Here is a 13,064-nt window from a genome sequence, read left to right as displayed (position 1 = left end):
TACATGAGCAACATGAACCACGAGCGTGTCCTCAGTGTTCATCACTGGAATGACACTCTGTTCAGCTTCAAGTGCACCCGCGATCCGGGTCTGCGCTTCGAGAACGGTCAGTTCGTGATGATCGGCCTGCAACAGCCTAATGGCCGTCCGCTTATGCGTGCCTACTCCATTGCCAGCCCGAACTGGGAAGAGCATCTCGAATTCTTCAGCATCAAGGTTCCAGACGGTCCGTTGACTTCCCAGTTGCAGCATCTGAAGGAAGGCGACGAGATCATCATCAGCAAGAAGCCAACCGGTACCCTGGTACTGGATGACTTGAAGCCCGGCAAACACCTGTACCTGCTCAGCACCGGCACCGGCCTGGCGCCGTTCATGAGCGTGATCCAGGATCCGGAAACCTACGAGCGTTTCGAAAAAGTGATCCTGTGCCACGGCGTACGCTACGTCAACGAAGTCGCCTACCGCGAGTTCATCACCGAGCACCTGCCGCAGAACGAGTTCTTCGGCGAAGCCTTGCGTGAAAAGCTGATCTACTACCCCACCGTGACCCGCGAGCCGTTCGAGAACGAAGGCCGCCTGACCGACCTGATGCGCAGCGGCAAGCTGTTCCGCGACATCGGCCTGCCGCCGATCAACCCGCAGGACGACCGCGCCATGCTGTGCGGCAGCCCGAGCATGCTGGATGAAACCAGCGAAGTGCTCAACAGTTTCGGCCTGACCGTTTCGCCGCGCATGCGCGAGCCGGGTGACTACCTGATCGAGCGTGCATTCGTCGAAAAGTAGGAGCGAGCGTGCTCGCGAAGACCGTCCAGGCAGCGCATTGGTGCTGACTGGGCGGATTCTCCCGGACACAGAAAAGCCCGCGTTGCCTGGAAAGGCAGCGCGGGCTTTTTCGTTTCCGGGGTTCAGCCCGCCGGGACCACTTCCAGCACCCGGATTACCCCGGGCTCTGGGTAATGCCAGCGCACGTCCAGATCCCAGAACTGGGCGCCGTACTCACGCTCGGTCGTGGGCACCTGGTAGGCCGGACGCGGATCCTGAGCCAGGCACTGCTCGATCAGCTCCACCAGGGGCTCCTGGAGTCGCTGAGCGTGGATCTGAGCCTGTTGCAGGGCATTGTCCTGCCACTGCACCGGAATAATCTGCGGCGCGGCGCTGGCGATCTCATTGCTCGCGGTGGCAATGATGTCGGCGTAGGGCACGTAGGGCTTGATATCGAGGATCGGCGTACCGTCCAGCAGGTCGATGCCGGAGATCCACAGGCGGTTGGCCTCGACCTTGTCCAGCTTGACCACCGACTGGCCGATGCCATTGGGGCGATGGGTGGCGCGGGTGGCGAAGACCCCCATGGACTTGTTGCCCCCCAGGCGCGGCGGGCGCACCTTGAGTCGCGGCTTGTCCTCCAGGGCCTGGTGAAACAGGAACAGCAGCCAGACGTGGCTGACCTGCTCCAGCCCTTGCACCGCGTCGCCCTGGTCGAAAGGCGCCACCAGTTCCAGCACCCCGCGCGCGGCCGGAGCCAGTTGCGGTTGGCGCGGGATGGCGAACTTCTCCTTGAAGCAGGAGCGCACGAAGCCGATGGGGGAAACGCTGTAGGTCATGTTCTGGGGTCGAGGCTGTAAGGGGAGGGCATGATAACCCGTTCGCTGGCAAGCCAGCTCCTACAACACCCGCGCCACCTGTAGGAGCCGGCTTGCCGGCGAATTGCACAACATAGATCAGAGACTGAAGCCGCCATCCAGAGGAATGATGTTGCCGGTCATGTAGGCCCCCGCAGTGCTTGCCAGGCTGATGGCCAGGGCGGCCATTTCCTCTTCCCGGCCCCAGCGTTTCATCGGGATCAGCGCCACGTCTTCGGCCAGGGCCTGTTCATCGTTACCGATGTGCTGGGTCATCTTGCTGGGAAAACGTCCCGGCGCGATGACATTGACGTTGATGTGCTGGCTCACCAGCTCCCGGGCGAGGATCCGCGACATCTGGTGCAGCGCCGCCTTGCTCGGGCCATAGGCGTAGGCCTGTTCGCCGAAGGAGCTGATTCCGGCCACCGAGCCGATATTGATGATGCGCGCCGGATGGGCCGCCGAGCCGGCACGGCGCAGCAGCGGCAGCAACTGCTGGATACAGCTGAACACCGAGGTCACGTTCAATTGCATGACCTTTTCCCAACCCTTGGCCGGGTAGCTTTCCAGTGGCGCGCCCCAGGTCGTGCCGGCGTTGTTCACTAGGATATCCAGGGAGTCGAGTTGCTGGCCCAAAGTGGCGGCAAGCTGCTGCACGCCTTCCTCACTGGCCAGGTTGGCGGCCAGCCCCCGGCACTCTCCGAATGCGGCCAGTTCCTCGGCGACCTGCTGGCAGGCGTCGGGATCACGGGCGCAGATATACACCCGGGCGCCGGCTTCGACAAAGGCCTTGGCAATCATCTTGCCGATACCACGGGTGCCGCCGGTCACCAGGGCGGTGCGGCCTTGCAGGGAGAAATAGGGATGCATGGGAAGTCCTGAGCAGATAGGTGTGTGCCTACCCTAGTCTTCAGGCGCTTGCCGGGGAGCCACTATTGCCTGGGGCAATAGCGGCTCATCAGGGCCGCTGAGAATGTACAGCGGCCGCGCAAGGGGTTCAGCCGCGTACGCGCAGGGTCAGGCCCTTGAGAAAGTTGCGCAGCAGCTGATCGCCGCACGGGCGGTAGTTGGTGTGGCCGAACTTGCGGAACAGTGCGCTCAGTTCCGGCTTGGACACCGGGAAGTCGGCCGCCTTGAGCACGGCGTGCATGTCGTCTTCCTTGAGTTCGAAGGCCACTCGCAGCTTCTTCAGGATGATGTTGTTGGTGACCGGCAGTTCGATCGGCAGCGGGGGACGGCTTTCGTCCTTGCCGCGCTTGAAGATCACCAGGCCATCGAGGAAGTGCGCCATGACTTCGTCCGGGCAATGCACAAAACCTTCTTCCTCATCCTTCTTCAGGTAGCTGACGACATCGTCCAGGCTGACCTTGAAACCGGTGAGCTTGATGATCTCGACGACCTTCTTGTCGCTGATGTCGAGCATGTAGCGCACGCTGCGCAGTAAATCGTTATGAATCATGGTTACAGTCCTGATCAATGCGCGTGGAGCGCCGCGCAAGGGCACGGCGTCTGAATGGGGGCGGCTTTAGAACTTCTCTTTGGCCGACAGGTAGCGCCACTGGCCCAGCGGCACCTTGCCGATGGACACGCCGCCGACTCGTATGCGGCGGATGGCGACGACCTTGAGGCCGACGGCCTGGCAAAACAGCGCAATCACACCCGGCTGCGGGTTCTTCATGGCGAAGCGCAGGCGGTTCTCGTTCTGCCAGCTGGCTTTTACCGGTGGCAGCTCGCGGCCTTTGTAGGTCAGGCCGTGGTTCAGGCGGTTGAGCCCGTGGTCGATCATCTCGCCTTCGACCTCGACCACGTATTCCTGCTCGATCTTGGCCACGTCGGCAGTCAGCTTGCGCAGCACTTTCCAGTCCTGAGTGAACACCAGCAAGCCGCTGGCGTTGGGCTGCAGGTCATCGCTGGCGGTCAGGCGCAGGAAATGCCCGCGCAATGGACGTTTGCCGTAGCGGTGTTCTTCGGACAGGCTGTCGGCGCCAATGGACTGCATGGCGCTGTCCAGGTCCTGGCCGGCAGGCACGTTGAGCAGGATGGTCACAGGCTCCGGCGCGGTGGCCTTGGCCTCGGGGTCCAGAGCGACGGTTTGCGCGCCGACCTTGAACTGCGGTTCGTCGATGACTTCGCCGTCTACGGTGACCCAGCCGCCCTCGATGAACAGCTCAGCCTCCCGGCGGGAGCAGCCGACCAGTTCGATGAGGCGTTTGGAGAGACGAATCGGGTCAGTCATGACAGGGGCCGTAACAAAAGAGGGCAGCTATTGTACCTGCCTGGCGCCGGTTAATCGCGGGTCCATTTGCCGGCTGTGGCTTTTAGCCGCGCCGGGCCTGCAGTTGTGCCTGTTTCAGGCGCATGTGCAGCAGCGGGTAGGGCTGGCCCATGCCGTCCTGCTCCGAGCGCCCGACCACTTCGAAGCCTTGCCTGAAGTAGAAGCCCAGGGCTTGGGGGTTCTGCTCGTTGACGTCCAACTGCTGGGCATTGAGGTGTTCCACCGCGTACTGCAGCAGCTGGCGGCCCAGGCCTTGGCCCCGGTGGGCCGGGTCGATGAAGAGCATTTCCACCTTGCCCGCCGCGACCCCGGCAAAGCCGGTGATGCGTTGGCGTGCATCGCGGGTGCAGATCAGCATCACCGCGTCCAGGTAGCGGGTCAGCACCAGTTTGCGCAGCAACTCTATATAGCTGTCCGGGAGAAAGTCGTGGGTGGCACGTACCGAGGCTTCCCAGACCTGGGTCAGTTCCGGGTAATCGCTGAGTTTGGGTGTATGCACGACCGAGTGTTGGCGCATGCCGCCTGCCCCTGAAGTGATAGGCCGCAGTGATTGCAGGCCTGGCAGAGCAAACGATAGACCGAAAAAAGCCCCGCATCTCGTAGCGAGAGCGGGGCTTGGCAGTTTTTTTACGCCTTACAGGGTTTCGGCCCAGAGGTCGTATTCGTCGGCGTCGGTCACCCGGCACCAGACCTTGTCGCCCGGCTTCAGGTCGCCCGCGCCGTCGATGAACACATTGCCGTCGATTTCCGGGGCATCGAAGAAGCAGCGGCCCACGGCGCCATTCTCGTCGACTTCATCGATCAGCACTTCGATTTCCTTGCCGATGCGCTGTTGCAGGCGTGCCGAGCTGATTTCCTGCTGGTGCGCCATGAAGCGCTCCCAACGGTCCTGCTTGACCTCGTCCGGGACCACTTCCAGGTCCAGGTCGTTGGCTGGAGCGCCTTCCACCGGCGAGTACTGGAAGCAGCCGACGCGGTCCAGTTGAGCTTCGGTCAGCCAGTTCAGCAGGTACTGGAAGTCTTCTTCGGTTTCGCCCGGGAAGCCGACGATAAAGGTCGAACGGATGATCAGTTCAGGGCAGATCTTGCGCCAGTTCTTGATTCGCGCCAGGGTCTTGTCTTCGAAGGCCGGGCGCTTCATGGCCTTGAGCACTTTCGGGCTGGCATGCTGGAACGGGATGTCCAGGTACGGCAGGATCTTGCCGGCGGCCATCAGCGGAATCAGCTCGTCCACGTGCGGGTAGGGGTACACGTAGTGCAGGCGAACCCATACGCCCAGGGTGCTCAGGGCTTCGCAGAGCTCGGTCATGCGGGTCTTCACCGGTGCGCCGTTCCAGAAGCCGGTGCGGTACTTGACGTCGACGCCATAGGCGCTGGTGTCCTGGGAGATCACCAGCAGTTCCTTGACCCCGGACTTGACCAGGCGCTGCGCCTCGTCGAGCACATCGCCCACCGGGCGGCTGACCAGCTTGCCGCGCATCGACGGGATGATGCAGAAGCTGCAGCTGTGGTTGCAGCCTTCGGAAATCTTCAGGTAGGCGTAGTGTCGCGGGGTCAGCTTGATGCCTTGCGGCGGCACCAGGTCGATCAGCGGGTTGTGGTCCTGTTTCGGTGGCACCACTTCGTGCACGGCGTTGACCACCTGCTCGTACTGTTGCGGGCCGGTGACCGCCAGCACGCTAGGGTGCACGTCACGGATATTGCCTTCTTCCACGCCCATGCAGCCGGTGACGATGACCTTGCCGTTTTCCTTGATGGCTTCGCCGATCACTTCCAGGGATTCGGCCTTGGCCGAGTCGATGAAACCGCAGGTGTTGACCACCACGACGTCGGCGTCCTGGTAGGTGGAGACCACGTCATAGCCTTCCATGCGCAGTTGAGTGAGGATGCGCTCGGAGTCGACCAGAGCTTTTGGGCAACCCAGGGATACGAAGCCGACTTTCGGGTTGGCCGGCGCGGAGGGGGTGGACATGTCTAACCTCGGTATTGGGTGTCGAGCCACTTGGGGGGCAAGTGCGACGGTTGGGCGCTGGCTGCGCCTCTGATCAAAAAGTGCGCAATTCTAGCGATGGTCGAAGCGCTTGACCAGCTTTATGCGGGGGAAATACGACGAGCGCTGGGCTATGCTTCCTCCCGTTATGCCTGGTGGTTTTCATACGACGTTAGTTAAGGCCTTAGTGGTAATAAAAACCTGCAAGTTGCAGGGCAAACTGCACAAGTTTAGAGAATAGCGCTTGTATAACCTTGCGCTTTCTATATAAGAAGCCCCGGTCTTGGTAGTAGGAGTCATTGATGGGTCAGGCAAGTAGTCAGGCGGCGAGTGGCGAGCACTCCGGGGTCAAGCCTCTGGGGATGCTGGTAGCGGCGGTGGGGGTGGTGTACGGCGATATCGGCACCAGCCCGCTCTATACCCTTAAAGAGGTGTTTTCCGGCAGTTACGGCGTGCAGGTCAATCACGATGGGGTGTTTGGCATCCTGGCGCTGATTTTCTGGTCGCTGGTCTGGGTCGTTTCGATCAAGTATGTGCTGTTCATCCTGCGTGCCGACAACCAGGGCGAAGGCGGGATCATGGCTCTGACCGCGCTGGCCCGGCGGGCTTCGGCTTCTTACCCGCGATTGCGCTCGGTGCTGGTGATCCTGGGCCTGATCGGGGCGTCGCTATTCTATGGCGACAGCATGATCACCCCGGCGATCTCGGTATTGTCGGCGGTAGAAGGGCTGGAGTTGGCATTCAGCGGCCTGGAGCACTGGGTGGTGCCCCTGGCGCTGGTGGTGCTGGTGGCGCTGTTCCTGATCCAGAAGCACGGCACCGACCGTATCGGCAAGCTGTTCGGCCCGGTGATGGTGGCGTGGTTCCTGGTGCTGGGGGGCTTGGGGATCAACGGCATTCTCCAGCACCCGGAAGTGCTGCAGGCGCTGAACCCGGTATGGGGCGTGCGCTTCTTCATCGTTCATCCCGGCATGGGCGTGGCGATTCTGGGGGCCGTGGTGCTGGCCTTGACCGGTGCCGAAGCCCTGTATGCCGACATGGGCCACTTCGGCCGCAAGCCGATTGCCCGTGCCTGGTTCGCCCTGGTGCTGCCGGCCCTGGTGCTGAACTACTTCGGCCAGGGCGCGTTGCTGCTGGAGAACCCCGAGGCGGCGCGCAACCCGTTCTACCTGCTGGCGCCGGGCTGGGCTCTGATCCCGCTGGTGGTACTGGCGACCCTGGCCACGGTGATTGCCTCCCAGGCGGTGATTTCCGGGGCCTTCTCCCTGACCCGCCAGGCGATCCAGCTGGGCTACATTCCGCGCATGCACATTCAGCACACTTCCAGCGCCGAACAGGGCCAGATCTACATCGGCGCGGTGAACTGGTCGCTGATGGTGGGGGTGATCCTGCTGGTGCTGGGCTTCGAGTCCTCCGGGGCCCTGGCCTCCGCCTATGGTGTGGCGGTGACCGGCACCATGCTGATCACCAGTATCCTGGTAGCGGCGGTCATGCTGTTGCTGTGGAAATGGCCACCGGTGTTGGCGGTGCCGGTGCTGGTGGGCTTCCTCCTGGTGGACGGGCTGTTCTTCGCCGCCAACGTGCCGAAGATCGTCCAGGGCGGTGCCTTCCCGGTGCTGGCGGGGATCGTGCTGTTCATCCTCATGACCACCTGGAAGCGCGGCAAGGAATTGCTGGTGGACCGCCTGGACGAAGGTGGGCTGCCGCTGCCAATCTTTATCGGCAGCATCCGCGTACAGCCGCCGCATCGGGTGCAGGGCACTGCCGTGTTCCTCACCGCCCGTCCAGACGCCGTGCCCCACGCCTTGCTGCACAACCTGTTGCATAACCAGGTGCTGCACGAACAAGTGGTGCTGTTGACGGTGGTCTACGAGGACATTCCGCGAGTGCCTGCAAATCGGCGCTTCGAGGTGGACTCCTATGGTGAAGGTTTCTTCCGGGTGATCCTGCACTTCGGCTTCACTGACGAGCCGGATGTACCGGAAGCCCTGAAACTGTGCCACCTGGATGAACTGGACTTCAGCCCGATGCGGACCACCTACTTCCTCAGCCGCGAGACGGTGATCGCCTCCAAGCTGGTGGGCATGGCCCGCTGGCGCGAAGCGCTGTTCGCCTTCATGTTGAAGAACGCCAACGGCAACCTGCGCTTCTTCAAGCTGCCGGTGAACCGGGTGATCGAGCTGGGCACCCAGGTCGAGATGTAACCCCGAGCCAACAAAAGCCCCCGCTGCCGAAAGGCAACGGGGGCTTTTTCGTTTCACGGCCCTGTAGGAGCGAGCTTGCTCGCGATAACGGACCGGCCATCGATATCGATGCTAATGACGGGACGGTTTCTCCCGGAGCTCACCGGCCCCGAGATCGCCCTTGGTCGTTACGCGGCTAACGCCTGCACCACATCGTCCACCACCGCCTTGCCCATGGCGCTCAGGTAGTACGCTGCCCAGGCGTGACGATCGCTGTCCTTGCTGTAGGCGGCGTCCTTGGCAAAGGCCTTGGCCAGGGGCGGCAGGTCGGAGGCTTCCCACAAACCTAATCCGTCCCCAATCAGTGAGGGCATTTGTACCGTCGATGTAAAAAAGCCCCCGCAACCTGAGGCTGCGGGGGCTTTGTCGGGCGAGGCTCGGCTCACTCTTGAGCGGTGGCCTGATCCTTGGCCTGGCGCTTCTCGATGGCATCCACCAGGCGCTTGGCCAGTGCCGGGTAGTTCTCATCGAAGTGATGGCCCCCTGGCAGCTTCATGGCTTCACCAACGGCGGTCTTGTCGGTGCAACCGCTTTCATCGACCTCTTCCACGCCGTAGATGCACACCACCTTGGCGGCCGGCAGCTTGGCCATTTCCGGGCCGGTAGCGGCTTCCTTGCCGGCGTTGCCCAGCCAGCCTTCGACTTCAATCTCGAAGCTGCCGGTGCGGGCGAAGGCCAGCAGGATAATGGCGTCGACACGCTGCTGCTCGGCTTCCGGCAGGCGATTGTAGATGGCAGGCAGCACGTCGGCGCCGAAGGAGTAGCCGGTCAGCACGAAGCGCTTGGTGCCCCATTTCTGCCGGTAGTGCTGCATCAGCTCGGTGAGGTCGATGGCGCTCTGTTCCGGGGTCTTGTGCTGCCAGTAGTAGCGCAGGGTGTCGATGCCCACCACCGGGTAGCCGATCTTGGCCATCTCGCCCGCTACGTCGCGGTCCAGGTCGCGCCAGCCGCCGTCGCCGGAGAGGAACAGGGTCACGGTGTCCTTGGCCTGGCCGGCCGGAACTTCCACCACGGGGATGCTCAGGCCGCCGTTTTCCGAACCCACCAGCAGCTTGCGCAGCTCGTTGTTCAGCACCTGGGGCAGGTGGATGTCGTAGTCGCTGATGCTGGTGGTGGCATTGGGGGTGTCACGCACGAAGCCGGCGCTTTCGTCATCCGGGTTGTCGTTCCAGGCCACCAGCCAATGGCCGTGGGCCAGGGTCTTGGGCAAGGGATCGGTGCAGCCGGGCGCCGGGTCGATGGTAAAGCCTACCGACACGGCCTGGGCCTTGTCGTCGTTCTGGCTGGCGATCCAGCGCCAGGCCAGGGCTGCGCCCGGGCCGATGCCGCTGACCAGGGTGGCCGGGCCGGCGAGTTGCGGCAGGGCGCTTTGCAGGGCTTGTTCCTGCAGCTTGCAGTCGTCCTTGGGCAGGACCACCTGGACGATCTGCGCCGCGCCGCTGCGGCTCAGGGCCAGCAGTTGCTTGTCGGTCAGGGTCGCGTCAGGCAGCACTGCCACCACTACCCGGGCCTTGGCCTGGGTACCTGGGGTCACGCGGGTCAGGGTCGAGCCGTCGGCCTGAGTCAGTTGTTCCAGGGTCGGTTCGGGAGCGGGGCGGTTCCACCACCAGTAGCCGCCACCTGCAATCAGAGCCAGCACCACCAGGGTCGCCAGCAGGTACCGCCAAGAGCGTTGAATCATTAGCGTTTCACCAATCCAGTCAAGCCGCCTGCGATCAGGGCGGCAGTGTCGGCCAGTGCAACCAGCGGGTCCAGCCCTGCCGGCACGGCCATGTAACGGGGTTCCCAGTCAGGCTGGAACTTGTCTTTGAAACGGCGCAGGCCCTGGAAGTTGTACAGCTGTTCGCCACGGCGGAACACCATCGAGCCCAGGCGCTGGGTCAGCGGTGCGCCACGCCGTGGTTGCAGGCCGGACAACGGCACCATCCCCAGGCTGAAGCGGGCATATCCATGATTTTTATAATGCTGGATCAGGCCGACCATCATGAACTCCATGGTCAGCTTCGGCGCGTCCGGGTGTGCGCGCATCAGGTCGAGGCTGGCCAGGTCGTGGCTGTAGGTCTCGAGCAGGTTGGCGAAGGCCACCGGGCGCCCTTCAAAACGAATGATGGCGATGCGGAAGTGCTTGAGGTAGTCGTCGCTGAAGCGGCCCAGGGAGAAGCCTTTCTCGCGGACATTCTTGCCGGTCAGCCAGGCGTCGGAGATCACTTTCAGCTCGTCCATCGGCGCTTGGCCCGGCTCGTGGATCTCCAGCGACAGGCCGTCGCGGGTGCCACGGTTCCAGGTGTAGCGCAGGTCCTTCATCTCCTTGCCCTTGGCTTCGAGATCAAAGCGCTGCAAGTCGACCCGGGCTTCTTCGCCGAGCTTGATCGCGGTCAGGCCGATGTCCATGTAGTAGGGCAGGTTCTCCGCCCGTACCTGGTAGAACACCGGGCGCGCGTGGTGCACGTCGCACAGGTCGCGGAACTGCCAGATCATTTCCGCGCGTTGCTGGGTCGGGCCGATGGGGTCGTACAGCGCCACCAGGCTGCGGCCGCGGCGGGCGTACATGAGGAAGGCGTCGTCGTTGGGGTGGAACAGCAGCGCCTTGTCGCCGGTCAGGGCCAGTCCGCCATCGGGTTGGGACGAGGCCATGAGGATCTTCGCAGCTTTGTCCAGCTCCTCGCTGGTGGGCAGGTGGATCACCGGGCGCGCGGTGCGCAGCAGCCAGGTCAGGGACACCACCAGCAGCAGCACCGCGGCGCCCAGCAGCGAGCGCAGGCCACGGGGGGCGTCGGCGTCGAGAGTGAACTGCCACCACAGCTGATGGCTGTAGGGCACGTCCTGATAGGCGAACAGCAGCAGCCAGATGGAAGCCCCCAGCACACAGACGCTGGCCACCAGGTACAGCGGCGAGAACGGCAGTTCGGTGAGGCGGCTGGGGCGATAGAACGAGCGGCGGAACACGGCCAGCAGGCTGGCGGTGAGGGTCATCAGGCAGGCTTCTTCCCAGTCAAAACCCTTGAGCAGGGAGAGCAGGGCACCCACCAGCAAGAGAATGGTGGTCAGCATCCAGGCCGCCGACAGGCGCCGGCGCAGGCCCTGGGCCAGCAGCAGGCAGAGCACGCCGATCAGGCTGGCGCCGAAGTGCGAGGCATCCACCAGGCGATGGGGAATCAGGAAGCCGATGTGTTGCAGGCGGGTATCGATTTCCGGGGTGGCGCCGGAAAACAGCAGCACCACACCGGAGAGGAACACCAGCACCGCGAGGATTGGAGCGGCCAGGCCGGACGCCACCCGCAGCGATTGCCGGGTCTGGAACAGGCGCTGGGCTTCGTTGATCAGCAGCAGGACGCAGGCCACCAGCATCGGCAGCACCACGTAGATCAATCGGTACAACAGCAGTGCCGCAGCCAGGGGCGCGGCACCGAGCTTGTCGGCGAAGGCCGCCAGCAGGATGGCTTCGAACACCCCGACGCCGCCGGGCACGTGGCTGAGCACACCTGCGGCCAGGGCCAGCAGGTACACCAGCAGGAAGGCGCCGAACGGCGGTGCTTCGGGCAGCAGCAGATAAAGCACTGTGGCGGCCGCAGCGACGTCCAGGGCGGTGATGATCAGTTGCAGGAAGGTCAGGCGGCGTCCGGGCAGGCGCAGGGTGCGGCGGCCGACGCGCACCAGCAGGTTGTCGCGCAGGGGCTGTTCCGGCAGGCGCCGGCGATAGATGCCGATGGCTAGCACCGCTCCCAGCACCAGGATGGCCAGGGCGATACCCGCCAGCAGGCTTTCCGGCAGGCGCAGGGCCGCGGAGGCTGCCGGCAGGTTGCTCAGTGTGGCCAGGGCTGCCAGCGGAGGCAGGGCACAGCCCAGGGACAGGCTGGCGAACAGGGTCATGTGGGCCACATCGGCGGCCCCCAGCCCATGGCGGGCGTACAGCCGGTAGCGCACTGAACCGCCGGAGAGCAGCGACAGGCCTATGGCATTGCCGATGGCGAAGGCCGTGAAGCCGCCCAGGGCCAGGGTGCGGCCGGGCAGGTTGACCCCGGCATAGCGGCTGGCGGACCACTCGTAGCCCAGCAGGATGATGAAGCCGACGATGGTCGCGCCCAGGGCGCCGAGTAGGGCCGGCTTGGGCACGTCGAGGATCGAGTCGTGCAGTGCGTAGAAGTCCAGCTCGCTGAGCAGGTGGCGACAGGCGATCAGGGCAATGGCGAACAGTAGCAGGGTCACGGCCAGGCCCAGCGGCTGGCGGTATTTGCTCAACAGGTCCAGCCAGCGCAAGCGAGTGACTGTAATGGGTTGAGTGGCAGTTGCGGTATCGGCGTCTTGTGAATCAGACATGTTGGCGCGCATCAATCACCTCGTGGATTGTGCGCGACAGGATGGGGGTATCCAGCCAAGTTACCAATCCCTGTAGAAAAAATAATTTCAAATATTAACGCGTCTCACCGTGGCCCGGCGAGCCTGCGTGATCAACGCAAGGTGGTTGCCCCGAGACAGAGCATAGCTTGCATGGTGAAGAGTCGACGCGCTGCTAAAGGTTCGCAACACATTGCCAGATCATTGTTGCCAAAGGACTTTTTCGACAGATACAAAAAAGGCCACTCTTTCGAGCAGCCTTTTTTGATGTTTGGTTGCGGGAGCCGGATTTGAACCGACGACCTTCGGGTTATGAGCCCGACGAGCTACCAGACTGCTCCATCCCGCGTCTGTGTGGCGGCATTCTACAGGCGAACGACCGAGTGTCAACCGTTAATGGTCCCAGAGGTCAAATTAACGTCGAAAACCTGGCTGGCCGACTTAAGTCATGGACCTGCAAGGAGTTTTACAGGGCGTGAAGGTAGGGAAAAACACGCGCGCACAAAAAAGGCCACTCTTTCGAGTAGCCTTTTTTGATGTTTGGTTGCGGGAGCCGGATTTGAACCGACGACCTTCGGGTTATGAGCCCGACGAGCTACCAG

The 13,064-nt window shown here is 63.2% G+C and carries 10 protein-coding genes, 1 tRNA gene and 1 pseudogene; 2 read left to right on the top strand and 10 right to left on the bottom strand.

Annotated features, from left to right (window positions below; all coding sequences use genetic code 11):
- Window positions 1–3: 3 nt before the first annotated feature.
- Window positions 4–783: a ferredoxin-NADP reductase gene (fpr, locus tag ACUXVH_RS06800; protein ID WP_003198368.1), complete on the top strand. Its 780-nt coding sequence runs from the start codon at window positions 4–6 to the stop codon at window positions 781–783.
- Between the two features lie 122 nt (window positions 784–905).
- Here fpr and tsaA read toward each other — a convergent pair whose 3' ends face one another.
- The 6 genes from tsaA to rimO all read right to left on the bottom strand — a co-directional run bounded on the left by tsaA (window position 906) and on the right by rimO (window position 5,866).
- Entirely contained in the window at window positions 906–1,601 is a 696-nt protein-coding gene (tsaA, locus tag ACUXVH_RS06795; protein ID WP_065364476.1) for a tRNA (N6-threonylcarbamoyladenosine(37)-N6)-methyltransferase TrmO, read from the bottom strand.
- 117 nt (window positions 1,602–1,718) lie between these two features.
- Window positions 1,719–2,489 (bottom strand): SDR family oxidoreductase, encoded by a 771-nt coding sequence (locus ACUXVH_RS06790; protein ID WP_053149360.1) that lies wholly within the window; start codon window positions 2,487–2,489, stop codon window positions 1,719–1,721.
- Window positions 2,490–2,616: 127 nt separating this feature from the next.
- A complete protein-coding gene (locus ACUXVH_RS06785; protein WP_065364475.1) occupies window positions 2,617–3,078 on the bottom strand; it encodes a YehS family protein in 462 nt (153 codons plus the stop codon).
- A gap of 66 nt (window positions 3,079–3,144) precedes the next feature.
- Complete coding sequence (locus ACUXVH_RS06780; protein ID WP_011059592.1) at window positions 3,145–3,855, bottom strand: rRNA pseudouridine synthase; 711 nt, start codon at window positions 3,853–3,855, stop codon at window positions 3,145–3,147.
- Between the two features lie 82 nt (window positions 3,856–3,937).
- Window positions 3,938–4,411, bottom strand: coding sequence for a GNAT family N-acetyltransferase (locus ACUXVH_RS06775; RefSeq protein WP_011059593.1), 474 nt, complete (start codon window positions 4,409–4,411; stop codon window positions 3,938–3,940).
- A gap of 117 nt (window positions 4,412–4,528) precedes the next feature.
- Window positions 4,529–5,866: a 30S ribosomal protein S12 methylthiotransferase RimO gene (gene rimO, locus ACUXVH_RS06770; protein ID WP_065364474.1), complete on the bottom strand. Its 1,338-nt coding sequence runs from the start codon at window positions 5,864–5,866 to the stop codon at window positions 4,529–4,531.
- A gap of 380 nt (window positions 5,867–6,246) precedes the next feature.
- Between rimO and ACUXVH_RS06765 the strand changes: the two genes are divergently transcribed.
- The gene (locus ACUXVH_RS06765) at window positions 6,247–8,088 is read left to right on the top strand and encodes a potassium transporter Kup (protein ID WP_370505853.1); all 1,842 of its coding nucleotides are present in this window, start codon (window positions 6,247–6,249) and stop codon (window positions 8,086–8,088) included.
- Between the two features lie 167 nt (window positions 8,089–8,255).
- On the opposite strand, the pseudogene ACUXVH_RS06760 reads toward ACUXVH_RS06765, so the two are convergent.
- The 4 genes and pseudogenes from ACUXVH_RS06760 to ACUXVH_RS06745 all read right to left on the bottom strand — a co-directional run.
- Window positions 8,256–8,411, bottom strand: a pseudogene (locus ACUXVH_RS06760) (DUF3077 domain-containing protein); the annotation flags it as partial.
- A 98-nt stretch (window positions 8,412–8,509) separates the two neighbouring features.
- Entirely contained in the window at window positions 8,510–9,808 is a 1,299-nt protein-coding gene (locus tag ACUXVH_RS06755; RefSeq protein WP_065364472.1) for a virulence factor family protein, read from the bottom strand.
- Window positions 9,808–12,456 carry a bifunctional lysylphosphatidylglycerol flippase/synthetase MprF gene (gene mprF, locus ACUXVH_RS06750; RefSeq protein ID WP_019094458.1) on the bottom strand — a complete coding sequence of 883 codons (2,649 nt, stop codon included), beginning with the start codon at window positions 12,454–12,456 and terminating at the stop codon, window positions 9,808–9,810. The genes ACUXVH_RS06755 and mprF overlap by 1 nt, the downstream gene beginning before the upstream one ends.
- Before the next feature lie 278 nt (window positions 12,457–12,734).
- Window positions 12,735–12,811, bottom strand: a tRNA-Met gene (locus tag ACUXVH_RS06745).
- Between the last annotated feature and the right edge of the window lie 253 nt (window positions 12,812–13,064).

This window comes from Pseudomonas sp. 8(2025), assembly GCF_052665325.1.
Note: the sequence above shows the minus strand (reverse complement) of the source record. Positions and strands in the feature narration are given on the sequence as shown.

What these genes read in the sequence shown, in the direction of transcription:
- fpr (WP_003198368.1), top strand. Translation starts at nt 4, where the DNA reads ATGAGCAACATGAACCACGAGCGTGTCCTCAGTGTTCATCACTGGAAT.
- tsaA (WP_065364476.1), bottom strand. Translation starts at nt 1,601, where the DNA reads ATGACCTACAGCGTTTCCCCCATCGGCTTCGTGCGCTCCTGCTTCAAG.
- ACUXVH_RS06790 (WP_053149360.1), bottom strand. Translation starts at nt 2,489, where the DNA reads ATGCATCCCTATTTCTCCCTGCAAGGCCGCACCGCCCTGGTGACCGGC.
- ACUXVH_RS06785 (WP_065364475.1), bottom strand. Translation starts at nt 3,078, where the DNA reads ATGATTCATAACGATTTACTGCGCAGCGTGCGCTACATGCTCGACATC.
- ACUXVH_RS06780 (WP_011059592.1), bottom strand. Translation starts at nt 3,855, where the DNA reads ATGACTGACCCGATTCGTCTCTCCAAACGCCTCATCGAACTGGTCGGC.
- ACUXVH_RS06775 (WP_011059593.1), bottom strand. Translation starts at nt 4,411, where the DNA reads ATGCGCCAACACTCGGTCGTGCATACACCCAAACTCAGCGATTACCCG.
- rimO (WP_065364474.1), bottom strand. Translation starts at nt 5,866, where the DNA reads ATGTCCACCCCCTCCGCGCCGGCCAACCCGAAAGTCGGCTTCGTATCC.
- ACUXVH_RS06765 (WP_370505853.1), top strand. Translation starts at nt 6,247, where the DNA reads ATGCTGGTAGCGGCGGTGGGGGTGGTGTACGGCGATATCGGCACCAGC.
- ACUXVH_RS06755 (WP_065364472.1), bottom strand. Translation starts at nt 9,808, where the DNA reads ATGATTCAACGCTCTTGGCGGTACCTGCTGGCGACCCTGGTGGTGCTG.
- mprF (WP_019094458.1), bottom strand. Translation starts at nt 12,456, where the DNA reads ATGCGCGCCAACATGTCTGATTCACAAGACGCCGATACCGCAACTGCC.